This window comes from Silvimonas sp. JCM 19000 (assembly GCF_054652575.1).
Window position 1 is genome coordinate 121,315 of record NZ_BAAIHC010000006.1, and the last position, 24,440, is coordinate 145,754.

Annotated in this window: 23 protein-coding genes; 8 read left to right on the forward strand and 15 right to left on the reverse strand. The window is 60.0% G+C overall.

All coding sequences use genetic code 11. From position 1 onward, the window contains the following. Window positions 1-117: 117 nt before the first annotated feature. The 3 genes from ACYQ1A_RS07810 to argB form a co-directional block, all read right to left on the reverse strand. A complete protein-coding gene (locus ACYQ1A_RS07810) occupies window positions 118-846 on the reverse strand; it encodes a pyrimidine 5'-nucleotidase (protein WP_499361522.1) in 729 nt (242 codons plus the stop codon). After that, entirely contained in the window at window positions 824-1,258 is a 435-nt protein-coding gene (locus ACYQ1A_RS07815) for a CBS domain-containing protein (RefSeq protein ID WP_499361526.1), read from the reverse strand. Before ACYQ1A_RS07815 ends, ACYQ1A_RS07810 begins: the two co-directional genes overlap by 23 nt. Before the next feature lie 214 nt (window positions 1,259-1,472). Continuing rightward, window positions 1,473-2,351, reverse strand: a complete 879-nt coding sequence (argB, locus tag ACYQ1A_RS07820; RefSeq protein WP_053937025.1) for an acetylglutamate kinase — start codon at window positions 2,349-2,351, stop codon at window positions 1,473-1,475. 266 nt (window positions 2,352-2,617) lie between these two features. Here argB and ACYQ1A_RS07825 point away from each other — a divergent pair, with 266 nt between their 5' ends. The 5 genes from ACYQ1A_RS07825 to ACYQ1A_RS07845 all read left to right on the forward strand — a co-directional run bounded on the left by ACYQ1A_RS07825 (window position 2,618) and on the right by ACYQ1A_RS07845 (window position 8,750). Then, complete coding sequence (locus ACYQ1A_RS07825; RefSeq protein ID WP_499361527.1) at window positions 2,618-3,895, forward strand: TolC family outer membrane protein; 1,278 nt, start codon at window positions 2,618-2,620, stop codon at window positions 3,893-3,895. Window positions 3,896-4,079: 184 nt separating this feature from the next. Beyond that, window positions 4,080-4,406: an H-NS histone family protein gene (locus ACYQ1A_RS07830; RefSeq protein ID WP_499361528.1), complete on the forward strand. Its 327-nt coding sequence runs from the start codon at window positions 4,080-4,082 to the stop codon at window positions 4,404-4,406. Between the two features lie 122 nt (window positions 4,407-4,528). Next, on the forward strand, window positions 4,529-6,691 hold the full coding sequence (locus tag ACYQ1A_RS07835; RefSeq protein ID WP_499361529.1) for a UvrD-helicase domain-containing protein: 2,163 nt from the start codon (window positions 4,529-4,531) through the stop codon (window positions 6,689-6,691). Beyond that, window positions 6,688-8,355 (forward strand): response regulator, encoded by a 1,668-nt coding sequence (locus ACYQ1A_RS07840; RefSeq protein WP_499361533.1) that lies wholly within the window; start codon window positions 6,688-6,690, stop codon window positions 8,353-8,355. Before ACYQ1A_RS07835 ends, ACYQ1A_RS07840 begins: the two co-directional genes overlap by 4 nt. Window positions 8,356-8,450: 95 nt before the next feature. Then, entirely contained in the window at window positions 8,451-8,750 is a 300-nt protein-coding gene (locus ACYQ1A_RS07845; protein WP_062223154.1) for an STAS domain-containing protein, read from the forward strand. Window positions 8,751-8,788: 38 nt separating this feature from the next. On the opposite strand, the gene ACYQ1A_RS07850 is transcribed toward ACYQ1A_RS07845, so the two are convergent. The 6 genes from ACYQ1A_RS07850 to ACYQ1A_RS07875 form a co-directional block, all read right to left on the reverse strand. After that, a complete protein-coding gene (locus ACYQ1A_RS07850) occupies window positions 8,789-10,687 on the reverse strand; it encodes a potassium transporter Kup (protein ID WP_499361538.1) in 1,899 nt (632 codons plus the stop codon). A gap of 82 nt (window positions 10,688-10,769) precedes the next feature. Continuing rightward, window positions 10,770-11,321 carry a 1,6-anhydro-N-acetylmuramyl-L-alanine amidase AmpD gene (ampD, locus tag ACYQ1A_RS07855; protein WP_499361541.1) on the reverse strand — a complete coding sequence of 184 codons (552 nt, stop codon included), beginning with the start codon at window positions 11,319-11,321 and terminating at the stop codon, window positions 10,770-10,772. Next, window positions 11,318-12,832, reverse strand: coding sequence for a ubiquinone biosynthesis regulatory protein kinase UbiB (ubiB, locus tag ACYQ1A_RS07860; RefSeq protein WP_499361543.1), 1,515 nt, complete (start codon window positions 12,830-12,832; stop codon window positions 11,318-11,320). The genes ampD and ubiB overlap by 4 nt, the downstream gene beginning before the upstream one ends. Window positions 12,833-12,889: 57 nt before the next feature. Continuing rightward, window positions 12,890-13,438 carry a ubiquinone biosynthesis accessory factor UbiJ gene (locus ACYQ1A_RS07865; RefSeq protein ID WP_499361545.1) on the reverse strand — a complete coding sequence of 183 codons (549 nt, stop codon included), beginning with the start codon at window positions 13,436-13,438 and terminating at the stop codon, window positions 12,890-12,892. A gap of 37 nt (window positions 13,439-13,475) precedes the next feature. Beyond that, window positions 13,476-14,213, reverse strand: coding sequence for a bifunctional demethylmenaquinone methyltransferase/2-methoxy-6-polyprenyl-1,4-benzoquinol methylase UbiE (gene ubiE, locus ACYQ1A_RS07870; RefSeq protein WP_499361546.1), 738 nt, complete (start codon window positions 14,211-14,213; stop codon window positions 13,476-13,478). A 13-nt stretch (window positions 14,214-14,226) separates the two neighbouring features. After that, window positions 14,227-14,607: a gamma-butyrobetaine hydroxylase family protein gene (locus tag ACYQ1A_RS07875; protein WP_053936803.1), complete on the reverse strand. Its 381-nt coding sequence runs from the start codon at window positions 14,605-14,607 to the stop codon at window positions 14,227-14,229. Window positions 14,608-15,523: 916 nt separating this feature from the next. On the opposite strand from ACYQ1A_RS07875, the gene phoB reads away from it, so the two are divergent. The 3 genes from phoB to tal all read left to right on the forward strand — a co-directional run bounded on the left by phoB (window position 15,524) and on the right by tal (window position 18,990). After that, complete coding sequence (gene phoB, locus ACYQ1A_RS07880) at window positions 15,524-16,210, forward strand: phosphate regulon transcriptional regulator PhoB (RefSeq protein ID WP_053936802.1); 687 nt, start codon at window positions 15,524-15,526, stop codon at window positions 16,208-16,210. Between the two features lie 176 nt (window positions 16,211-16,386). Further along, the gene (gene phoR, locus ACYQ1A_RS07885) at window positions 16,387-17,676 is read left to right on the forward strand and encodes a phosphate regulon sensor histidine kinase PhoR (protein ID WP_499361547.1); all 1,290 of its coding nucleotides are present in this window, start codon (window positions 16,387-16,389) and stop codon (window positions 17,674-17,676) included. Window positions 17,677-17,910: 234 nt separating this feature from the next. Further along, window positions 17,911-18,990 (forward strand): transaldolase, encoded by a 1,080-nt coding sequence (tal, locus tag ACYQ1A_RS07890; protein ID WP_053936800.1) that lies wholly within the window; start codon window positions 17,911-17,913, stop codon window positions 18,988-18,990. Between the two features lie 79 nt (window positions 18,991-19,069). Here tal and ACYQ1A_RS07895 read toward each other — a convergent pair whose 3' ends face one another. The 6 genes from ACYQ1A_RS07895 to ACYQ1A_RS07920 are packed head-to-tail and all read right to left on the reverse strand — an operon-like array spanning window position 19,070 to window position 24,425. Next, complete coding sequence (locus ACYQ1A_RS07895; RefSeq protein WP_499361548.1) at window positions 19,070-20,302, reverse strand: beta-ketoacyl-ACP synthase; 1,233 nt, start codon at window positions 20,300-20,302, stop codon at window positions 19,070-19,072. After that, the gene (gene fabG / locus ACYQ1A_RS07900) at window positions 20,299-21,033 is read right to left on the reverse strand and encodes a 3-oxoacyl-ACP reductase FabG (RefSeq protein WP_499361549.1); all 735 of its coding nucleotides are present in this window, start codon (window positions 21,031-21,033) and stop codon (window positions 20,299-20,301) included. The genes ACYQ1A_RS07895 and fabG overlap by 4 nt, the downstream gene beginning before the upstream one ends. Continuing rightward, window positions 21,030-21,488, reverse strand: a complete 459-nt coding sequence (locus tag ACYQ1A_RS07905) for a hotdog family protein (protein WP_062224798.1) — start codon at window positions 21,486-21,488, stop codon at window positions 21,030-21,032. Before ACYQ1A_RS07905 ends, fabG begins: the two co-directional genes overlap by 4 nt. Then, window positions 21,485-22,648: a beta-ketoacyl-ACP synthase gene (locus ACYQ1A_RS07910; RefSeq protein WP_499361550.1), complete on the reverse strand. Its 1,164-nt coding sequence runs from the start codon at window positions 22,646-22,648 to the stop codon at window positions 21,485-21,487. The genes ACYQ1A_RS07905 and ACYQ1A_RS07910 overlap by 4 nt, the downstream gene beginning before the upstream one ends. Then, window positions 22,645-23,187 (reverse strand): DUF3261 domain-containing protein, encoded by a 543-nt coding sequence (locus ACYQ1A_RS07915; RefSeq protein ID WP_499361551.1) that lies wholly within the window; start codon window positions 23,185-23,187, stop codon window positions 22,645-22,647. Before ACYQ1A_RS07915 ends, ACYQ1A_RS07910 begins: the two co-directional genes overlap by 4 nt. Further along, window positions 23,187-24,425: an NAD(P)/FAD-dependent oxidoreductase gene (locus ACYQ1A_RS07920; RefSeq protein WP_499361552.1), complete on the reverse strand. Its 1,239-nt coding sequence runs from the start codon at window positions 24,423-24,425 to the stop codon at window positions 23,187-23,189. Before ACYQ1A_RS07920 ends, ACYQ1A_RS07915 begins: the two co-directional genes overlap by 1 nt. Between the last annotated feature and the right edge of the window lie 15 nt (window positions 24,426-24,440).

A 24,440-nucleotide genomic window follows, 5' to 3' on the forward strand; every position in this document is an offset into this window, starting at 1 on the left:
CGGTTATGCCATGGATGGTGGATGGCCCCGGATGGGGCCGGGGCCTTTGGCCCCAAACTGTGCGTTGCCCCCAAAAAACGGGGGTAACGCACCCTACGCCGCCCGGTCCAATCCGGGTCAGCGGTTACGCCACACTGTGGCCACGCCCTTCAACTCGCGCACGCCCACATCCACCGCGCCGTGCCCGCGCCAGCCGGGCCGCAGCCACACGGTCTTCATCCCCAGCTTGCGTGCGGTTTCCAGGTTAGCCAACGAATCCTCCACCATCACGCAACGGCGTGGGTCCAGCCGGAAGCGCTTCAGCAAGCGCAAAAAGGCCTTGGTCTGCGGCTTGGGGATATAGCCGCCATCGTCGATGCCATGGATCGCCTCAAAATACCGGGCAATACCCAGCGCCTCGGCCAGTGCCGCGCCGTAGTGATGCGGCCCGTTGGTAAACAGGATTTTGCGGCCGGGCAAGCGCGCCAGCGTGCGCTGCAATCCGCGCATCGGATAAACCTGCGCGGTCAGTTCGGCCAGCGGATGCGTGGCGTGTAGAAAGTCTTGCGGACGAATATGCGGGTGGTGGCGGATCAAGCCGCTAAGCGTGGCGCCGTAGCGATCCCAGTAATCCAGACACAAGGCCTTGGCGGCGTCGGCATCCAGCTGCAGCGCCTGCGCCACATGCGCTGCCATGGCCGCATCGATCACCGGAAAGGCATGGCGGCTGGCGTGATGCAGCGTGTTGTCCAGATCAAATAACCAGACCGGCTGCCGCAACGCCTGTTGCGCGCCGGTCTGCCCCTGCCGCGTGCGCCAGTAACGTGTGCGGCGGCGGCGCGTTTTATCCGTGGATGTAATGTTCAAGTTGCTCAATGGTGCTGGCCTGGTCCGCAATTTTTTCGCGCACCAGATCGCCGATGGAAAGAACACCCAGCACTTTGCCGCCCTCTTCCAGCACCGGCAAATGGCGGATGCGCTTGTCCGTCATCACGCCCATGCATTGGTCGAGCGAGATTTCGGGTGTGACGTAGATAATTTTGCGCGTCATGATGTCGGCCACCGGCGTGCCTGCCGACGTCTTGCCCATCAGCACGACCTTGCGCGCGTAATCACGCTCGGAAAAGATACCGGCGATGCCGTCATCGTCGATGACCAGCACCGCGCCGATGTTCTTGTCGGCCAGCAATTGCAACGCCTGATACACCGTGGCGGTGGGACTGACCGAAATCACCCCGTCGATCGCTTTGTCTTCGAGCAGTTGGCGAGCGGTTTTCATGGTTGTGCCTCCTCTTGATGCAAGCGCCCGCAAACGCGGGCAGCTTTTAATCTAGCTGGTCTCAAAGAGGTTGCAACCACGGCCCGCACAACCAGAACAAGCGCTTGCCGCATCGGGTGGGTCAAGACCCACCCCGCAAAGCCACGTACCGCATCACCGCAGCCCGCTATGCCGCAGCGCAGGATGGCGATATCAGCACCGCACAACCCCGCGCTCAATGCGCGCGGATCATGGTCCCCACGCCCTGGCTGGTCAGCACTTCCAGCAACAGCGCATGCTTTACCCGCCCATCAATAATATGCACCGAGTTAGCGCCGTTCTTGGCCGCATCCAGCGCCGACGAAATCTTGGGCAGCATCCCGCCCGAAATCGTGCCATCGGCAAACAGCTCATCAATACGCGCGGCCGTCAGTCCGGTCAGCAGATTGCCTTCCTTATCCAGCACGCCCGGGGTATTGGTCATCAGGATCAGCTTTTCGGCATGCAGCACTTCGGCCAGCTTGCCCGCCACCAGATCGGCGTTGATGTTGTAGCTTTCGCCTTCGCGGTCAACGCCAATCGGCGCAATCACCGGGATAAAGTCGTGCGCATCCAGATGCGCCACGATGGACGGATCGATGCTTTCAATCTCGCCCACCTGACCGATATCAATCAATTCATCATCGTTGGCGCCCTTCAGATACATCTTGCGCGCCTTGATAAAGTGGCCGTCCTGGCCGGTCAGGCCAACCGCCTTGCCGCCGTGTTTGTTGATCAGCGACACGATCTCTTTATTAACGTGCCCGCCCAGCACCATCTCGACCACATCCATGGTCTCGGCGTCGGTTACGCGCATACCCTGGATAAATTCGCCTTTCTTGCCGATACGGTCGAGCAGTTCATTGATCTGCGGGCCGCCGCCATGCACGATGACCGGGTTCATGCCCACCAGCTTCAGCAACACGACGTCGCTGGCAAAGCCTTCTTTAAGCTCTTCGTCGATCATGGCGTTGCCGCCGTACTTGATCACGATGGTTTTATCAAAAAAACGCTGGATATACGGCAGCGCTTCGGACAACACCTCAGCTTTTTGCTGCGCGGAAATTTCGGTCATGGCAGTTTTTCACACGAAAAGTAGCGGAATGCGCGGATTGTACCAGCGTTAATGCCCATTTCCATGACATCCCGGGTGGACGCAGACGTGCTGCTTGCGCCGCGTCGCACAAAACAATCATCATGCGCGTCAACGACTTGAAGGCGTAGTCAGTTACATCTGTCACGCTTGCCCAACCCGGTCCGGAAGAACAATTAAATATGCGTCGCTTACTGCTTGCCTCCGCGTTGCTTTGTAACGCGCCCTGGGCCTTTGCTACTGACTTGATGGACTCGTTCCGTGCTGCCGCCGCGCACGACGCCACTTATTCCGCCGCGCGCTATGCCTTGCAGGCAGGCGAAGAGAAAACTGAACAAGCGCGTGCCTTGTGGCTGCCACGGGTTAACGTGGCCGCCAACAGCAATTACGAGCTGGCGCAATACAACGCCGGTTATCCCACCGACACCAATCCCGATAGCAATCGCCACGGCGCCAGCTACGGCTATTCGGTGACGGCGACGCAACCGCTGTATGACGTCAGCGTCAGGGCGGGCAGCACACAATTGCAGAAAGAAGCCGCGCAGGCCCAGGTGCAATGGCGTCAGGCACAGCAGGATCTGGTTTTGCGTGTGGCGCAGGCCTATTTTGATGTGCTGGCCGCGCAGCAAAAGATCACGCTGGCCGAGGCGCAAAAACAAGCAGTGTCTGAACAACTGGCGCAAGCCCGCAAGATGTTTGAAGTCGGCACCGCCACCATCACCGACACCAACGACGCCCAGGCGCGTTACGACGCCATCGTCGCCAGCGAGATCGCCGCGCAGAACGATCTGGACAGCAAACGCAATGTATTTGCCCTGCTGACCGCCCTGGATCCGATGGCGCTGGCCACACCGTCACCCACCCAGACCCCCACCCCGCCCAATCCGCCGCGGGTGGCGGACTGGCTGAGTATGTCGGTGCAGCACAACCCCAATATCGAGCAGCAAGCGCTGGCCGTAGAAATTGCCACTGCCGAAATTGATAAATACCGTTGGCAAACCGCGCCAACGATCAGCGTAGTCGGTAATTACGGCGATCGTTGGGATCGCTCGGGCATTTCCAAATCCACCGGCATCGATACCACTGTGGGTGGCTCCGTGGGATTGCAACTGTCAGTACCGCTTTACACCGGTGGAAATCGCAGTTCGCAATATCGCGCCGCAATTGCCACGCGTGAACAACAACGCGATTTGCTTGAAGCCGCGCGCCGCACCGCCAATCAGCAAGTCACTACCGCGTTTTTGGGCGTGCAAAGTGGTGCGGCGCAAATCCAGTCGCTGGTCCAGGCCGTAAAAAGCAGCGCCAGCTCGCTGGAATCCACACGGGTGGGCCGCCAGGTGGGGGTGCGGACCACGGTGGATGTGCTGAATGCAGAACAGACTTATTTCCAGGCACGATATGACCTGGAAGTGGCCCGTTATCAATATTTGTTGTCCCGATTACAATTGGCCGCAGCGGCCGGCACGCTGGATTTTCCTGAGCTGGAAAACGTTAATCGTTGGCTCATTCAAGACAAAAATAATTAATCACTAATTAACGGCGATATGCGATTTTTGATAGGCGAATTAAATCGTCGCGCAAAAGTCGGGCTTGAATTGTTAAAACCCCGCACGCATAATTGCTTAAAGCGATGCCGCATTATGGCGCCCGCTGTGCAACCCGTCCCCCACTTAAGACGGTCGCGCTTGACACGCCTCAAGGAGAAAACAAATGGATTTAGCTGGTCTGTCACTGCCCAAGCTGTACCAACTGCAAAAAGATCTGGAACGCGAAATCGTTTCGCGCAAAGAATCCGACAAGGTGTCGTTGTTGAATGAACTGCAACAACTGGCCGCCGCCAAGGGTTTTTCGCTGAATGAAGTGCTGGGGCTGGACAGCGGCCGCAAAGGCAAAACCAAAGCCGCTGCTTCGGTATCCAAAGCGCAATTCCGCAATCCCAAAGATGCAACCCAGACCTGGTCTGGCCGCGGTCGCAAGCCGCAATGGGCCATCGACTGGCTGGCCACCGGCAAATCGCTGGACGAGCTGCGCGTATAAACGCGGCCGTACCGCAGGCGTTGATCCCGCCGCGATTACCGGTTTATTGAATAAGGCAGCCAGACGGCTGCCTTATTCTTTTGTGCAGTACAATTGTCGTCTGATTTTTATGGCCATTTTGCATGCCCCATCCGCTCACCGAAACGTTAAACCCCGAACAACGCGCCGCCGTTGAGTTGCCGCCAGAGCACGCGCTGATTCTGGCCGGTGCGGGCAGCGGCAAAACGCGCGTATTGACCACGCGGATTGCCTGGCTGTTGTCCACCGGCCAGATCAGCCCGGCCGGCTTGCTGGCGGTGACGTTTACCAACAAAGCCGCACGCGAGATGTTGTCGCGCATTACCAGCATGCTGCCGCTCAATCCGCGCGGCTTGTGGGTGGGCACTTTCCACGGCCTGTGTAACCGCATGCTGCGGCTGCATCATCGCGATGCCGGTTTGCCGCCTTCGTTTGCCATTCTGGATAGTGCGGATCAGCTGGCAGCGATCAAGCGCGCCATGAAGACATTGAATGTGGATGAAGAGCGTTTTCCGGCACGCGCCACCTCGCATTACATCAATGGCAACAAAGAAAAAGGCCTGCGTGCCGCCGACGCGGAAGCCTGGGATGATTATTCCCGGGTGCAACGCCAGGTCTATACCGAATATGAAGCGCAATGCCGCCGCGAAGGCGTGGTTGATTTTGCCGAATTATTGTTGGCCAGTTATGAACTATTACTGCGCAACAGCGCATTACGCGAACATTATTGCAGCCGTTTCAAACACATACTGGTCGATGAATTCCAGGATACCAATGCATTGCAATACGCCTGGCTTAAATTGCTGGCTGGTGAACACAATGCCTTGTTTGCGGTAGGCGATGACGATCAATCGATTTACGCATTTCGTGGTGCGCGGGTCGGCAATATGATCGATTTTCAGAAAGATTTTGCGGTTAAACATGTAATCCGCCTGGAACAGAATTACCGTTCGCATGGCAACATTCTGGCCGCCGCCAATGCCGTGATCGAACACAATACCGATCGCCTGGGTAAACAATTGTGGACCGCCGAAGATCAAGGCGAACCATTGCGCATCTATGAAGCCGCCACCGATACCGAAGAAGCCGGCTTTGTGGTGGATGAAATCGGCACACAACATCGTGAAGGCGTGCCGCTGGATGAAATTGCGATTCTGTATCGCTCCAATGCGCAATCACGGGTGATTGAACATGCCCTGGTGGCGGCGGGATTGCCTTATCGCGTGTATGGCGGATTGCGATTCTACGAACGTCAGGAAATCAAACACGCATTGGCTTATCTGCGTCTGGTTGCCAATGAGAATGACGATAACGCCTTGTTGCGCATTATTAATTTTCCCGCGCGTGGCATCGGCAATCGCACTATCGAAACCCTGACCGACACCGCGCGCCTGGGCGGCATGAGCTTGTGGCAAGCCGCCTGCAATAGTGGCAGTGGCCGCAGCGCCGCCGCAGTGGGGCGTTTTGTGCAGATGATCGACGCCATGCGCCAGCAAGCCCAAGGGCTGGCATTGCCCGAACTGGTCAGCATGGTGCTGGCGATGTCAGGTTTGCTTGAGCATTACCGTAATGACAAAGACGGCGAAGAACGCGTTTCCAACCTGGATGAACTGGTCAACGCGGCCGCCGCTTTTGTCAGCGAGGATGAAAACGACCTGATCACTTTTCTGGCCAATGCCTCGCTGGAAAGCGGCGAGCACGAAGCCCAGCCGGGCCAGCAAGCGGTGCAGCTGATGACCATCCACGCCGCCAAAGGGCTGGAATTTCATACCGTATTTCTATCCGGCATTGAAGAAGGACTGTTTCCGCACGATAACAGTTTGTCGGACCCGCTCGGATTACAGGAAGAACGCCGCTTGATGTATGTGGCGCTAACCCGGGCGCGCCGCCGGCTGTATCTATCGCTGTCGCAAAGCCGCATGCTGCATGGGCAATGGCGCTACGCGCCGGCCAGCCGTTTTCTGAATGAGATTCCGGCCGGTTTGTGCAAATACCTTAACCGCGGATATGCGCCTGACAGCTTTGGCTCGGCCAGCTCGGCAGCCGCGCCCGCGCCCGCGCCGCGCAGCATGCCAGCCAATACGCGTGCCAACGCACCGGCGCATGGGCTCAATATCGGCATGAATGTGCGCCACCCCAAATTTGGCCTGGGCGTGGTGGTGGATCACGAAGGCGGCGCCAATGGCAATGTTCAGGTCAATTTTGCCGAACATGGACTGAAATGGCTGGCGGTGGCCTACGCCAAACTGGAGCCCGTTAACGGATGAACGACGCGGTAGATATCCCCAGCCTGGCGGGCGCGCGCGCGTTGGTCATTGATCGGGCCAACGAAATGCGCGCTGCGTTGGGCACCGGTCTGGCGGAATTCGGGGTCGAAACCATCGATTACGTGGGCAAGCCCGCCGATGCCTTGGCCCGCATCAACGCGCACGGCTACGACGTAGTGCTGTGCGAATACGACCTCGGCCAGGGCTTTGACGGCCTGCATCTGTTCGAAAGCTGCCAGCAACACCAGCTACTCAAACCGTCCTGCATTTTCATGATGGTGACCGGCGAGCGCCGCCTGGCTCAGGTCATGGGCGCCGTCGAGCTGGTGCCCGATGGCTATCTGCTCAAGCCGTTCTCGGGCGCCGAATTTGCCAATCGCATCGCACGGGCGCTCAAGCGCAAAGGCGGCTTCCGCCGTATCGATGCCGCGGTGCGCAGTGGTGACTACCTGGGTGCGATTGCCGCTTGCGACCGCGAAATTCATCTGCGCCCGCTGGAAGCGCCCGAATTCCAGCGCATGAAAGGCCATCTGCAATTAATGATTGCCGAATATGGCGCAGCCGAAACCACCTACCGCCAGGCCATCTCGCAACGTCAGGCGCCGTGGGCGCAAATGGGTCTGGGCCGTGCCTTGTTCGGGCAGAAAGATTACGTGAGCGCGCGCTCATGCTTTGAAGCGGTCAATTCGCAATACGAATTGATGGTGGCGTCCTACGATTGGCTGGCGCGCACGCAAAATGCTCAGGGTGATCCCAAAGGCGCCCAGTCCACGCTCAGCCGCGCGCTGCAACGTTCGCCGCTGGTGGCGCAACGGCAACGCGCGATGGGCCGGCTGGCTGAGCGCAATGGTGAATTGCAACAGGCTGAGGGCGCATTGACGCAAGCGCTGGAGCTATCGCGCGGCTCGTTCTGGCGGGAGCCCGCCATCTACGGCGAGCTCGGGCGCGTGCAAGTGGCGCGTAGCGACGTCGGTGCGGCCCGCCGCACCATGCAGCGTTTGCGCAGCGACTTTAAAGGCGATGCGGCAGCGGAAGTGATCGGCAATCTGGTGGAGTCGGCAGTGCTGGAAGCGCTGGATGATCACAAGCGCGGCGATCAGATGTTCCGGGCAGCCTGTGAGCAACTGGATGCGCTGGAAGACGTGCCAGCCAATGTATTCCTGGAAGCGTCGCGCCATGCCTATGCGCGTCAGCAAAAAGAACGCGGTGAACACTTTGCCCGCGCCGCCTTGCGCAGCGCGCATGACGACGCCGAGTTATTGGCCAGCGTGGAAGGCCTGTATCTGGCGCAGGGCGATGCCGAGACCGGGCGTCGCCTAATTGAAAACGCCACGCGCGATATCGCAGATATCAACAATCTGGCCATCGATGCGGCCAAGGCGGGCGATTTCCAGCGCGCCGCCGAACACTTTATTACCGGGCTGGCAGCGGTCAAAGGCAATGTGCAAGTGTTGTTGAACGCGGCCAATACGCTGCTGACCTGCGTCAATCAGGAAGGCTGGAACGAACGCTATATGACGCTGGTCCACCAGTATCTGCAGCGGGTGCGGCGGCTGGACCCGGCCAACGGTAAGGCTCGGCAGCTGAACGAGGCCTTCCGTCGTACCCAGTTCCGCTATGGTATCGACGCCGAAACCGGCCGCAAGACCGGTTCAATTTCATGACTATGTTTAGAGCTCCACTGCGCAAAAGGCAGTAGGAGACTTACGGCACGCTCCGGTAGACTACCCGCGACGCCGATTTATAAGGAGAACGCTTGATGCACGCTGCTTTGAAGCTGGAACAGACCACTGCCCATATCCAGCTCAACGGGCATTTCACCTTTGAAGCGCACCGCGACTTCAAACAGGTGACGCAAGAGGCGCTGGATAATCCGTCAGTGACGGCATTGACGCTGGACTTTACCGGTGTCGACTATATGGATTCTGCGGCGCTGGGGATGTTGCTGCTGCTGAACGAGCGCGCGGGCGGCCGACGGATTACGTTGGTGAACTGCAAAGGCACGGTGAAGGCCGTGCTGGATATCGCCAACTTCGGCAAGATTTTCGATATCAAATAAACCACAGGGTGGGACGCCGCGCCCCACCCTGTGTTTTGCTACAGCTCGACCTGCATGCCCATTTCCACCACACGGTTGGGCGGGATGCGGAAATAGTTGGTGGCCCGGGTGGCGTTGCGTGTCATCAACGAGAACAACCTGCGCCGCCACCACGTCATCGCCGGGTATTTGCCTTCCACGATGGTCTCGCGCGACAAGAAGAACGAGGTCTGCATCGGGTCGAAATCCAGCGCGGGTTGCAGTTCTTCCACCTGCTTCAGAATCGACGGCACCGACGGCTCTTCCTTGAAGCCGTAAGTCGAAATCACCTGATAGAAACTCTCGCCCAGCTTGCGCACCACCACGCGCTCGCGCCGCGCCACAAACGGGATATCGGCGGTGCGGATGGTCAGGAACACCACGCTTTCGTGCAGCACCTTGTTGTGCTTCAGGTTATGCAGCAATGCATGCGGCACGCTGTCCATGCTGGTGGTCATAAAGATGGCGGTGCCTTCCACCCGCTGCGGTGGCGACGATTCCAGACTTTCCACAAAGCCTTGCAGCGGCAACTCGCCTTCACGCAGCCGTTCGCCCAACAGCACGCGACCCCGCTTCCACGTTGTCATGAAGGTGAAGGCAATCATGCCGATCACCAGCGGAAACCAGCCGCCGTCGGGTAGCTTGAGCATATTCGACGACAAGAACAGCAAATCCACGCCCAGAAACACCACCAGCAAAGCGCGCATCAGATAACGCCGTTGCTTGCTGGCCGCGCGCGCCAGCACATTAAACGCCAGCAGCGTGGTCATCACCATGGTGCCGCACACCGACAAGCCATAGGCGGCCGCCAGGTTGTCTGAAGTGCGGAAGGTCAGTACCAGCACGATCACCGCCACCAGCAAGAACCAGTTGATTTGCGGCACGTAGATCTGGCCGATTTCCTGATCGGAAGTGTGGTCGATGTCCATGCGCGGACAGTAGCCCAGCTGGATGGCCTGGTTGGTCATCGAGAACGCGCCCGAGATCACCGCCTGCGAGGCAATCACCGTGGCGGCAGCGGCCAGCACCACCAGCGGTGCGGTGGCCCATTGCGGCGCCAGCAAAAAGAACGGGTTCTTGATTGCCGCCGGGTTATGCAACAACAGCGCGCCCTGGCCGAAGTAGCACAAAGCCAGCGACGGCAGCACCAGGCTAAACCACGCGATGCGGATCGACTTCATGCCAAAGTGACCCATATCGGCGTACAGCGCTTCGCCCCCGGTCACCGACAGCACCACCGCCCCCATCACCACAAAGCCTCGCCACGGATAAGCCACCATAAAGTCGATGGCGTGCATCGGGTTGATGGCCCATAGCACTTCGGGGGCTTTGACGATGCTGTTGATGCCCATGACGGCCAGCACAAAAAACCAGAACACCATGATCGGGCCAAACAACTTGCCGACGCTGGCGGTGCCGTGGCTCTGGATCACAAACAAGCCGATGATCACCGCGATGGTCAACGGCACGATGTAGGGATCAAGCGTATGCGAAATCACGCTGATACCTTCGAAGGCCGAAAGCACCGAGATGGCTGGCGTGATAATGCCGTCGCCATAGAACAAGGACGCGCCAAATATCCCCAGCCCCATCAGCACATAGGCTTTGCGGCTACGCGGCTCCACGTCGCGCAGGGCCAGCGCCATCAGCGCCAGAATGCCGCCTTCGCCCCGGTTGTCGGCGCGCATGATCACGATCACGTACTTGATCGAAACCACGACCATGATGGCCCAGAAAATCAGCGAGAGGATGCCGAGAATATTGGCAGCGTTGATCGGCAGGTTGCCGTGTGCGGTCAGGCAGGTTTTAAGCGTGTATAGCGGGCTGGTGCCGATGTCGCCGTACACCACACCGATCGCGCCCACCGTCAGCCGCGCCAGTTTGGCGCCCGACGGTGCATGGCTGGAATGTGCGCTCATGCTGCGGAGGTCTCTGTAATCAAAACGGAATAAAGCGAATGAACCGGGCGCGATTATAGCCCTGTGCCGTTGTGGTGCACCTCTAATCGGGTATCAACTGCGGCAATGCAACATAAATCCGCCGCCAATCAAAGTATGGACCAGGATCGGTCTTGCGCAACGGCGCGATATCGTTATGCCCCAGCACGGTGTGTATGCCACAAAACCGTGCCAGTTCCGCGGCCAGCGCCACCAGGGCGGCGTATTGCGGCTCGGTGTAGGCGATGTGATCGCTACCTTCGAGCTCTATGCCGACGGAAAAATCATTGCAGCTGTCACGTCCGCGCCAGTGCGAAACCCCGGCATGAAACGCTTTTTGCGTCACCGGCACAAACTGCACCACCGCGCCATCGCGCCGGATAAAAAAATGCGCCGACACCCGCAAGCTGCCCAGATCAGCAAACAGCGGGTCTTGCGGTGCAATCGAATTGGTAAATAGCTGTTCAACCCCCGGGCCGCCAAACTGCCCCGGCGGCAGGCTGATGTTGTGTATGACCAGCAGATCAATCGCCACGCCCGCAGGCCGTGCAGACTGATTGGGGCTGGGCACATGCCGCGCGTTGGCGTACCAACCAGCGGCATCAAACGCGCTCATCGCAACACTACCGCCGTCAGGATGCCCGCCAGCAAGGCGGCAATCACCCCGAGAATGTAATTGCGCTTGCGTTGTTCCCACACCAGGCCGTGATAGCCCTGTTGCAGCAAACCGGCCGGATCATGCGCCAGCAGATCATTCAGCTTGCGCGGCAGTGTGGGCAGCATCGCGGTCCACAGCGGGGCTTCGTGTTTGATATTGCGCCACAGGCCACGCCAGCCGATCTGCTCGTGCATCCAGCGTTCCAGAAACGGCTTGGCGGTTTGCCACAAATCCAGATCGGGATCGAGCTGACGGCCCAGGCCTTCGATATTCAGCAGGGTTTTTTGCAGCAACACCAGTTGCGGCTGAATTTCAACATTAAAGCGGCGCGAGGTTTCAAACAGCCGCATCAACACCTGGCCAAATGAAATCTGCGAAATCGGCTTGTTAAAGATCGGCTCGCACACCGTGCGCACCGCGGCTTCCAGTTCTTCAACCCGGGTATCGCGCGGCACCCAGCCTGATTCGATATGCGCGGCGGCCACGCGGTGGTAATCGCGATTAAAGAAAGCAAGAAAATTGATCGCCAGATATTGCTTGTCGGAATCCGAAAGCGTGCCGACGATGCCAAAATCCAGCGCGATATAGCGGTTATCGGGCGCGACAAAGATGTTGCCCGGATGCATATCGGCGTGAAAAAACCCGTCGCGAAAAACCTGGGTAAAGAAAATCTCGACGCCATAGCGCCCCAGTTTTTTCAGATCAATGCCGGCTTCCTGCAACTGCGCAATGCGGCCGATGGGGATGCCATCCATCCATTCCATGGTGACCACTTCGCGCGCGCACCAGTCGTAAAACACTTCGGGCACGATCAGTTTGTCGGAGCCCAGAAAATTGCGTCGCAACTGCGAGGCATTGCCCGCCTCGACCATCAGGTCGACTTCGTCGTGCAGATATTTATCGAACTCGGCCACGACCTCACGCGGACGCAAGCGTTTGCCGTCGCGGAACACGCGCTCGACCAGGCCAGCCATCACGCCCATCAGGGCCAGATCGCTTTCGATCACCGGCAAAATGCCGGGGCGCAGCACTTTGACGGCGACCGCACGGCCATCATTCAGGCGTGCGCGATGCACCTGCGCAATGGAGGCGGAAGCCACCGGCGTGCGATCAAACTCGGCATACAGCGCACTGATGGGACGGCCCAGCGCACCCTCGATTACCGCCACGGCAACATCCCCGGCAAACGGCGGCACCCGATCTTGCAGAAATGCCAGTTCATCGGCGATATCGGGCGGCATCAAATCACGCCGCGTCGACAACACCTGGCCAAACTTCACGAAAATAGGCCCCAGCGCTTCCAGCGCCAGCCGCAAACGCACCGCGCGCGGCGTGCTGATCTTGCGCCAGAACAGGGTGCGGTTAACCAGCACCGATAGCCCGCGTACCCGTTCGTGACCGAGCAAGAATTCATCGAGCCCGTAGCGATAAATCACGTAGGCAATTTTAAGCAGGCGGAAGAACCGCATGGAAATCCCGGAATAATTTTGAGATAGAAAGCGGCGAGGCCAGATCCATCTGGACGCTTAGCCCAGCCGTTGCAGCCGCTGTTCCAGCCGCGCTACATCGTCGCGCAAGGTGTCGACCTCGGCACAGAACTCGGCCACGTGCTGTTTGCGCGCCAACAAAGGCGCCTCGTCGCGCCAGTACTCGCCCAGCTCCAGCAACAAACGCGAGCCGATGGCACCCGGAATGCCACCGACGCGCTCGGCAAACCAGGTCAGACGGTTGGCCGCCACATCGCCGATCAGGCTGGACAATTCTTCGGCCATATCCCAGCGCACGCCGGACAGAATCTGGCCGATGGCGGCGGCCAGTTGTTCATCGCCATTAAGGCCCACCTTGCGTGAGGCGGCTTCGCGATCAAACAACCAGGTGCTGAAGAAGGACGGCGACAAGGTGATGGTGGCTTCGGCGGGCATGTCTACCGCCTGCACCGTGCCATCCGGCTGGATGCCCAAGGTGCCGGAGAACGCGGGCAACACCAGCCGCACTACCCGCCCGGCGTAACCGGCCAGCGCCACCTTGCTGGTGTGATCATGAGCGAGCAAACGGTTGAGCAAACTGGCGAGCATGCGAGGTCTCCGGGCAGGGTATCAGGCGATCAGACGGTTAGAACTTGATGCCTTTGTGCAAGGCAACCACGCCAGCCGACATATTGTGGTAGTCCACTTTGCCAAAGCCTGCGTCGTACATCATGGCCTTGAGCGTGTCCTGATCCGGATGCATACGGATCGATTCCGCCAGGTATTGATACGAATCGGCATCATTGGCCACCAGCTTGCCCATAAACGGCAACAGCTTGAACGAATACAGATCGTAGGCGGGCTTGAGCGGCGCCCACACGCGCGAGAACTCCAGCACCAGCAAACGGCCGCCCGGTTTGAGCACGCGGTACATCTCTTTCAGCGCCTGGTCTTTGTGCGTCATATTGCGCAGACCAAACGCCACCGAGACGATATTGAAATAGTTGTCCGGGAACGGCAGCTTTTCGGCATCACACAAGGCTACCGGCGTTGCCACGCCAGCATCCAGCAAGCGATCACGGCCCACGCCCAGCATCGAGCTATTGATATCGGTCAGCCACACCTGGCCGGTTTTGCCCACTTTGCGCGCAAACGCTTTGGACAAATCACCCGTGCCGCCCGCGATATCCAGCACGCGGTCGCCGGCTTTGGCGCCGCTGGTTTCGATGGTGAAGAACTTCCAGGCGCGGTGCAGGCCGGCCGACATCAGGTCGTTCATCACATCGTATTTTTGCGCCACCGAATGGAAAACCTCGGCTACTTTTTGCGCTTTCTCTGATTCTTCGACGGTCTTGAAGCCGAAATGCGTGGTTTGATCACTCATAGGTCCATCCCTTTCAATGCTGAGAGCCGTAGGGCACGCCGGCAGCTGCCAGCCGATGCAGATAGTCTTGCCATTTGGTGGCGTGGTCGCGGCCCAGTTCGTACAGGTATTCCCACGAATACAGGCCTGAATCATGGCCGTCGTCAAACACCAGTTTGATGGCGTAATTGCCGACCGGCTCGATGCCGACCAGGCTGACGTTCTGCTTGCCCACTTGCAGCACGCCCGGGCCCGCGCCATGTCCACGCACTTCGGCAGACGGGCTGTAGACCCGCAGGTATTCGCAAGTCAGCTGATACCGCTGGCCATCGTCAAATGCCACCTCCAGCACGCGCGAGGCTTTATGCAGTTTGATTTCGGTGGGCTGCGGGGTATCTGGCGTCAATCCAGCCATAAGCGCTCCTGAAAATTTGGGGCGATTGTACCCGATCCGACATGGTAGCCCCAGCGGTGTGGGGGCGGGGTTGGGGCTGGGCGGGGAGGTTGGTCTTGGTGGCTTGAGCCTGCGGCGCGTGTTTTTGAGGTCTGGCTTATGTTGAAGAGCCCTTTAACCGCTTTGCCTGCGGCGCATATTTTGCGGTTCGGCTTATGCCGAAGAAACCTTTAACCGCTTAGCCTGCGGCGCCTGTTTTGATACCCGGGGGTGCCCGGGAGCACGTCGGTGTTCAATGAACACTTATCGTGCAACTTTGTTTCGCCAAAGAAAAGTAACCCAAAGAAAGGCGACCCTCCGCGCGATAAAGCTGCGCAGAAGGGATAAGGTCAAAAGCCGAAACTAACCGTCTGCATAACCGGGTTTTGCAGCTGCCGCTCCGCGGACGCGAGGCTCAGTCGGAGCCGCTGCGCTGTCTCCTACCTTCGCCCGCTCAGGAAATGGTTGGGGTTTTGCACGCGGGGTTGCCTCGTTGCCGCGCAACATCGGGTGGGCGTGGTGACTGAGTGGTGACCGTGTATGAGCGATGTAGTTGGGGTTGGGGTTGGGGTTGGGGTTGGGGTTGGGGTTGGGGTTGGGGTTGAAGGATTTAGCAATCGCGCAGCGCATTGCCAGTAACAACAGTCCCGGCGTTGAGGCCGTTGCAGTGCGTCCAGTTTGCGTGCCGCCGGAGCACAGAAAGCGGAGTGGGCGTATTGCCCATGAGCATTGCGCGCACCGCCGGCACGCAAAATGGATGTGCTGCAACGGCCTCCTCTCCAAAGACTTGTAATATTGTGTTCACATTTAGGCCTTAATCTCGCAACAATTTCGGGGCAGCCATCCCCCGCTTCCAACTAATCCGGCTGCCGCGCCACCCCGCACCACTGAGGTTTAAATGCCAGCCAATATCCTGCTTGTCGAAGACGAACCAGCCATCCAGGAACTGATCGCTTTCAATCTGACGCAAGCCGGTCACCACGTCATGCGCGCCGATTCGGCCGAGTCCGCCTCGCATATTGTGCGCAACGCGCTGCCTGATCTGATTTTGCTGGACTGGATGCTGCCGGGCATGACCGGTATCGACTTTGCCCGCAAATTGCGCGCCGAAGAGCGCACCAAGCAGATTCCGCTGATCATGCTCACCGCGCGCTCGGACGAGCAGGACAAAATCGTCGGCCTTGATACCGGTGCCGATGACTACATCACCAAACCCTTCAGCCCGCGTGAACTGCAAGCGCGCATCAAGGCCGTGCTGCGCCGCCGTTCGCCGCAAGTGACCGATGATCTGGTCGAGGTGCAAGGTCTGCGGCTGGATCCGATCACCCATCGCGTGACCGGCAACGGCGACGCCATCGATCTCGGCCCCACCGAGTTCCGCCTGCTGCACTTCTTTATGACCCACCCCGAGCGCGTGCACTCGCGGGCGCAGTTGCTGGATCAGGTGTGGGGCGACCATGTGTTTGTGGAAGAACGCACAGTGGATGTGCATATCCGCCGCCTGCGTTCGGCGCTGGAAATCAGCGGTTACGATCGCCTGATCCAGACGGTGCGCGGCACGGGTTATCGCCTTTCCGCACAGTAAGCCACCCGCCTTCGTGGCATTATGGCGGCGCTACGGCACACCTTGACGCGCTAAAAACCGCTGTCACATCACCTTGGCAAGCTAGTCGGTGCCCACGCTTTAGCGCGTGGCCCGATGGGCTGGCGGGTGCGGCGTGCCCGTTCGCCCCTTCTCTACTCCAGCGTCGGAAACCCTGAATGATCTGGCTGCGCTCGCTGATTTATTACGTATCGATTGCCTTCGTCTGCCTGTTTGCCAGCGCGATAGGCGGTGCGGTCTGGGGCCTTGGTCTGGCCGTTGTGTTTCTCTCCCTGGCCATCGCCTTCCATTTGCTCAACCTCGGCCGTCTGCATATCTGGATGCAGAACCCGCGCGTGGACAATGTGCCTGGCAGTTTTCTGATGTGGCAGGACGTGTTCGATCGCCTCTATCAACAAGTCCGCGTGCAAAAAAAAGCGCAAGAACGACTGGCACATGCCCTCGATCGCTTCACCAGTGCGGGCGAAGCCTTGCCTGATGGCGTGATCATCCTGGATGAACACGACCGCATCGAATGGTGCAATCCGGCCGCCACGCAGCATCTGTGCATCGACCGCGTGAGCGACGTCTGGCAGATCATTACCAACATCGTGCGCCAGCCCGCCCTGCGCGATTATCTGCGCAGCCAGGATTTCACCCATCCGGTGGTGTTGCGCACTACACGGCCGCAAGAACACGTGTTGTCGGTGCAGCTGGTGCCGTTTGATATGACGCGCAAATTGCTGCTCAGCCGCGATATCACCCAGCTCGACCGGGTGCAGACCGTGCACCGTGACTTTATTGCCAACGTGTCGCATGAATTGCGTACCCCGCTGACGGTGGTGGGCGGCTTTATCGAAACGTTTATCGATTTGCCCGACCTCGAACCGGCCACGCGTAATCAACAACTGCAATTAATGTATGACCAGACGCAGCGCATGACGCGGCTGGTGGATGATCTGCTAACGCTGTCCAAGCTCGAAAACGGCCAGCAAATGAAAGAAGAAGAAGTCGACGTGCAGCAGTTGATTGTGCTGATGCAGGCCGAGGCGGATGGTTTGTCGCAAGGCAAGCACCGCATCGAACTGGGCACGCTGGCTACGCAACGTTTGATGGGCAATCACGACGAACTGCATTCGGCGTTTGGCAATCTGGTGTCCAACGCCATTCGCTACACACCTGCGGGCGGCAGCATCACGCTGAACTGGCGCGTCGACAACGGCCACGGCATTTTCAGCGTGCAAGACACCGGCATCGGCGTGGCGCCCGAACACGTGCCGCGGCTGACCGAGCGCTTTTATCGCGTAGATCGCGGTCGTTCCCGCGCCACCGGCGGCACCGGCCTGGGCCTGGCCATCGTCAAACACATTCTGCAGCGGCATCAGGCGCAGTTGCAGGTCAAATCGCGCCTGGGTGAGGGCAGCGAGTTTGCGGTCAAATTCCCCGCACATCGACTCTTACCCGATTAAAGTTTTGGCTGACGACGCGACAAAAGTACCCCGCCGTTTGCCGAAAACACTTACGCGAGTGTTTTAAATTGAATCAACGCCCCCATATACTGGCGTACCCATGGGCGCGTGCGATTGCCGCTGCACAAACTTTTTAGCGGGCGATCGGTGTCAAACCCTTTCGGTTGGCGGATAATACGCGGCGAATCGCGCGGGTCCGCGCCGTTTTTTCAAACAAAGATTAAGGTGAATGCAATGAGTAGAATCGCTGCCATCAAGCCCTTTGGGCAACGCATCTGGCTGGATAACCTGTCCCGCGGTCTGATCAAATCGGGCGAACTGGCCAAGCTGTTGCAGGAAGACGGCATTGCAGGCGTCACCTCCAACCCGGCTATTTTCTACAAGTCGATCAGCTCCGACGCCCTGTACGCAGGCGATCTGGCCGAGCTGAAAAAGCAGAATCTGAGCGCCGAACAACGCTACGAAGCGCTGGTTGTGCCGGATATCCAGGCCACTTGCGATCTGACCGCTTCCATCTACCGTGACAGCAACGGTCTGGACGGCTACGTCAGCCTCGAAGTATCGCCGGCCCTGGCCAACGATGCCGCTGGCACCATCGAAAACGCCAAGCGTCTGTGGGCCGCCATCAACCGCCCCAACGCCATGATCAAAGTGCCGGCCACCCCGGCTGGCGTGATCGCGTTTGAAGAACTGATCACCTCGGGCATCAACGTTAACGTCACGCTGATGTTCAACCTGGTTCACGTCGACGACATCCTGAACGCCTATGTGCGCGGTCTGGAAGCACGCGTTGCCGCTGGCCAGCCGATCGACAAGATCCAGGCTGTGGCTTCGGTGTTCCTGTCGCGCGTTGACACGCTGATCGACAAAAAACTGGACGCCATCGGCTCCGCTGAAGCCAAGGCACTGCAAGGCAAGATCGCCATCGCCTTCGTTAAAGTGGCTTACCAGCACTACAAAAAGCTGTTCCACGGCGACCGTTTTGCTGCACTGAAGGCCAAGGGCGCCAACCCGCAACGCCTGCTGTGGGCTTCCACCGGCACCAAAAACGCAGCCTTCCGTGACACCATGTACGTGGAAGAACTGATCGGCCCGGAAACGGTTAACACCGTGCCGGACGCTACCCTGGACGCCTTCCGCGACCACGGCGTTGCTGAAAACAAGCTCGACACGCAAATCGAAGAATCGGTGCAAGCACTGGTTGCCCTGCGCAACCTGGGCATCAACTACAACCTGATCGGTGAACAACTGCAGGTTGAAGGTCTGAAGCTGTTCGACGAAGCGTTCGACAAGCTGCTGCAACTGACCGCCTAAGCAGTCATGCAGCAATAAAAAAACCGGCTCTGGTAGCCGGTTTTTTTTCGTCCGCAATAGTGTGCGGGCGCCATGAAGCTCAGCGCACGCGGCGGAACACCAGCGACGTATTGATGCCGCCAAAGGCAAAGTTATTGCTGACTACATAATCGCAATCCAGCTCACGACCGTCCCCGACGATGTAATCGAGCGCAGCGCAACGTGGGTCAGGTGTATTCAGATTGATGGTCGGGGCAAACCAGCCGTGGTTCATCATCTCAATGCTTAGCCAGGCCTCGAGCGCGCCACAGGCACCCAGCGTGTGGCCCATATAACTCTTGAGGCTGGAGATTGGAATTCCCGCGCCAAACACCTGCTGCGTGGCTAGCGTTTCGGCGATATCGCCCTGCTCGGTGGCGGTGCCGTGGCCATTCACATAACCGATGGCGTCGGCCTCTAGCCGCGCGTCCTGCAAAGCCAGACGCATGGCGATGGCCATAGTGGCGGCGTTCGGTTGCGTGACATGGCTGCCGTCGCAGTTGCTGCCATAGCCGATCAGCTCGGCATGGATGGTCGCGCCGCGTGCCAGCGCGTGTTCGTATTCTTCCAGGATCAGCGTGCCTGCGCCTTCGCCGATGACCAGCCCGTCGCGGCCGGCGTCATACGGTTGCGGCGTGGTGTGCGGGGCATCATTGCGGGTGCTGGTGGCGAACAGCGTATCGAACACCGCCGCCTCGGTCACATTCAGCTCTTCCGCCCCGCCCGCAATCATCACATCGGCCTGGCCATAACGGATGGCCTCGTAGGCGTAGCCGATACCCTGGCTGCCCGAGGTACAGGCGCTGGACGTGGTATATACGCGCCCGGTCAGGCCAAAGAACACCGCGATATTCACCGCCGTGGTGTGGCCCATCATTTTCAGGTAGCTGTTGGCGTTGACGCCCTCGGTGGACTGGTTAAGCAGCATCTTGCCAAAGTCGGCCACCGCATCCGGCGTGCCGGTGCTGGAACCATAAGCCACCCCGGTACGGCCTTGGGTAAGGAGCGGATCGCCCAGCAAGCCTGCCTGCGCCAGCGCCAGTTCGGCCGTGCGCACGGCCATCAGCGCCACGCGGCCCATGCTGCGCGTGCGTTTGCGGTTATAGGTTTCGGGCGGCAGTTCAAACGGCGCGGCGGGCGCGCCCAATGCCGTGTTCAGGCCGTCATATTGCGTCCATGCTTCCAGCCGCTGCACGCCGCTGCGCCGTGCCCGCAAACTGGCTTCGATGCTGGGCCAGTCATTGCCGATGGGGCTGATGCCGGCCATGCCGGTGACCACCACACGCCGCATCATGCCAGGCCTCCGTTTACCTGTAACACCTGGCGGGTGATATAGCTGGCGTCGGGCGAGATCAAAAAGCTGACCGCCGCCGCCACTTCTTCAGCATGGCCCATGCGCTTGGCCGGGATCAGCTTGAGCGCTTCTTCCAGCACCAGCGGGTCCACCATTTCGGTATCGATCAGGCCGGGTGCCACGCAATTGACGGTGATTTTGCGCTTGGCCAGTTCCAGCGCCAGCGCCTTGGTGGCGCCGATAATGCCCGCCTTGGCGGCGCTGTAGTTCACCTGGCCACGATTGCCGATCACACCCGACACCGACGACAGCGTCACGATGCGCCCCGGCCGCCGCGTCTGGATCATCGGCATGACCAGCGGCTGCAGCACGTTATAAAAGCCGTCCAGATTGGTCAGGATGACGCTGTCCCAGTCCACTTCGCTCATGCCCGGAAAGGGCGCGTCGGCGGCGATGCCCGCGTTGCAGACCACGCCATAGGGCGCGCCATGCTGCGCCACATAGGCTTCCAGCGTAGCGCGGGTTTCCAGGCGGTCGGCCACATCAAACTGCAGGATTTGCACGCTGCGGCCCAGCGCGGTGATTTCGTTGGCGACGGCCTCGGCCTGTTCGCGACGGCTGCGACAATGCAGCACCAGATCATAGCCCTCGCGCGCCAGGCGCAATGCGATGGCGCGGCCTATGCCGCGGCTGGAGCCGGTCACGAGGACGGTAGAAGCGGAAGAACTCATGCGTGCTCTTTAAGGTATGCCGCCAGATCATCTGGCTGGTAAGCGGAAATCATCGCCTCGGCCAGCACGACGCCGTCCGGGCTGGTAATGCGACATGCGGTGACGCCGATGCCGTTATCGGCCTCGAATTCGCGCGTGACCGTAATCAGCAGGGGCTGGCCCACGACAAAGCTGGACACGTGCGTCACATAGCGCCGCGTCCCCAGGATAAAGCCGACGCGAGGCGTCTCGCCGCGTTGCAGACCTTCCCAGCCCGCCAGCGCGGCCGTGGTTTGCGCCATATATTCCAGGCCCAACCAGGCGCCGACTTCGCCATTGACGTCAAATAAATCATCTGCGCGCGGCGTGACGCGGGCGGTCAGCGTGCCTTTATCGACGCTGACCAGCGCATCCAGCAACAGCATCGGGCCCGCATGCGGCACCAGATCAGCGATGGGAAAAGAATGTGGCTTCATGTTGCAAGGACCAAAGCAATGTTATTACCGCCAAAGGCGAACGAATTACTGATCACGGCGCGCACCGGCGCGCTTTGCGCCGCCGCCACCAGGGGCAGCGGAGCCAGCGCCGGGTCGGCCATGCCATCCCAGCGGTGCGGCGGCAAACGCTGGGCGGCGTCAGTCAAGGTGAGCCAGCCAAAAACCGCTTCCAGCGATCCCGCCGTGCCAAGGCAGTGGCCGGTCAACGCTTTGGTTGAACTCGCTGGCACGCCGGGCAGCAGCGCGGCCACCACCGCGTGTTCCATCGCATCATTTTGCGGCGTGGCGGTGCCGTGCAGATTGGCATAGCCGATGTCGGCCGCCGTCATGCCCGCCCGCTGCAAGGCTTGCGTGATGGCAGCGCGCGCGCCGCGCCCATCCGGCGCCGGTGCCGAAATATGATGGGCATCCGAGCTTTCGCCCCACCCCGCTACGCGCACAGTGGCCGGGGTTTTGCTCAGCACCAGCAAAGCGGCGGCCTCGCCCAGATTAATGCCGCGCCGGTTGACCGAAGACGGCAAACACACGCCGGGCGCAATCGACTCAATCGAGCCAAAGCCCGCCACGGTAAACCGCGCCAGGGTGTCGGCACCGCCCACGATGACCACATCGGCCACCCCGTGTTGCAGCAAACGTGCGCCAGCGGCAATGGCCTTGGCCCCCGAAGTGCACGCCGTCGAAATACAATACGCCGGGCCGCTCACGCCCAGTTCGTGCGCCAGCAGCGCCGCGGGTGAGCCCAGCTCTTGCTGACGATAGTGGAAGTCCGCTGGCAAATCGCCCTGCTCCACCCACATCCGCATCGCGTCTTCGCCATGCGCAATGCCGGAAGTGCTCGACCCCATCACGATAGCCACCCGCTCGGGTGCAACCTCACGCATCAGCGCATCCAGCGTCGGGCGGATTTGCGCCAGAGCCGCCAGCAGCATGGCGTTATTGCGCGAACGCAACGGCAGCGGCAAATGCGCAACCGAAGGCAGCTCGGCATCGACCTGGCCCAGCACCAGCTCGCGTTGCGGGCTATAAGCGGACGTCGCACGCAGGCCCGGGCTGACGCCCGCGAACAGATGCTCGCGTATGTCTTCCAGCGTGTTGCCCAGGGCGCACAGCGCGCCGACCGCGTTGATATAACAAGTCATTCCACGTCGCTCGAAGTAATGGTGAGCGTGTAATACAGCTGATGATGGTGCAGCACCGCCTGGCCTTGCCAGCGGTCGGGCTGGTCGTAATGGATATCGACCGCCACCGCGTCATCACGCCACAGCGTGCGGCTGTCCGCCGTGTCTTCCACGCGCCAGCCCGGCGGTAAAGCGGCAGCCAGCGCATCGTGCGCGGCGTAGATCACTAATAGATCATTCAGGATGCGTTGCGGCGGCAGCTTCATGCCGGGCATCAATTGCGCATCAAGATGCTTTCCATCGTAGTTCAGCGTGGCCAGGCGTACGCCCATGGCGCTGCTGATCATGGTCAGTTGTTGCGGCTCCAGCTGCAGCACCGATTCCATTACCGCGCCGCCGGTGGGCCAGCTGATCTGCGTTTGCTGCTGCAGCGTACGTGGCGTGCCGAGCGCGGCGGGGGCGATCTGCAGCAGCGGCAGATCGCGCGTCAGCCAGCTGGCGCAGCCGCCGAGCGGCAGCAATATACAGAGCAACAACAGCAATCGCACAGCGCGCAGCATCAGGCCATCACCGCCGCATCAAGGGCTGCCAGCCAACGCTCCGGCGCGCGCACGCACGGGTTGCTTTCGTCCCAGGCGTAGCCAGCCAGAATGCTGGCGATCATGCGACGGATTTCCTCGTTCTTGCCTTTGTAATAGATCAGTTTCTGAAAGCGGCCATCGTACCAGGCGGTCACAAAGGCGCGGAAGGCATCCACGCCGCGCTTGAGCGGTACGGCGTAGTCGGCTTCCCAATCCACGGTTTCGCCATCCAGCATGCGGCCCAGCGCTTTGGCGGCCAGGCTGGATGAGGTCATGGCGATGGTCACGCCGGATGAAAATACCGGATCGAGAAACTCGCCCGCATTCCCCAGCAAGGCAAAGTTTTTGCCGTACAAGGATTTGACGTTGGCGGCATAGCCCGTGATCTGGCGCACCGGAGTGTCCCACACCGCATCCGCCAGCAAGGCTTTGAGGTTGGGCGCTTCATGGACCAGCGTTTGCAGGCGGGTCAGCTCATCGCCCTGGTATTGCGCCAGGAAGGCGGGCTCGGCCACCACCCCTTGTGAACAGCGGCCATTGCTGAACGGGATGGTCCAGTACCACACCGCCTCGTGCTGCGGGTGGGTGGTGATGATGATCTTGTTGCGATCAAACGAGCCAGGCGCGGTGCGGTCTTCAATGTGCGTGAACAAAGCGCCGCGCACGGGGAAGTTCGACGGGGTTTCCAGATCAAGCAAGCGCGGCAACACGCGACCAAAGCCGCTGGCATCCAGCACAAAGCGCGCTTCAACCCGATATTGCTCACCACTGGCGTTGTCTTTGACGGTCAACGCCGGCTGCTCGCCGTTCACGTCGGCCGCCAGCACGGTTTGTTGATAGCGGAATTCAGCGCCGGTGCGGGCCGCGCCATCGGCCAGTACTTTATCGAACGTGCCGCGTTGCACTTGATAGGTGGTGCCCCAACCGGGCGTCCACTTTTCGCGAAAATCAAAATACGTGGTCTCGGTGGCGCCACGGGCAAAGGTAGCGCCGTTCTTGTACTGGAAGCCGGCCTCGACCACGTCCTGCAGCAATCCGGCTTCTTCGATATAGGCCATGCTTTGCGGCAACAGGCTTTCGCCTATCGAAAAGCGCGGAAACGTCTCGCGCTCCAGCACCAGCACGGCACGGCCCTGCTGGCGTAACAAGGCCGCGGCAATGGCGCCGGAAGGGCCAGCGCCAATGATCACAACGTCAGTGGTTTCAATGCGGGACATGAGACAGCGACAGCC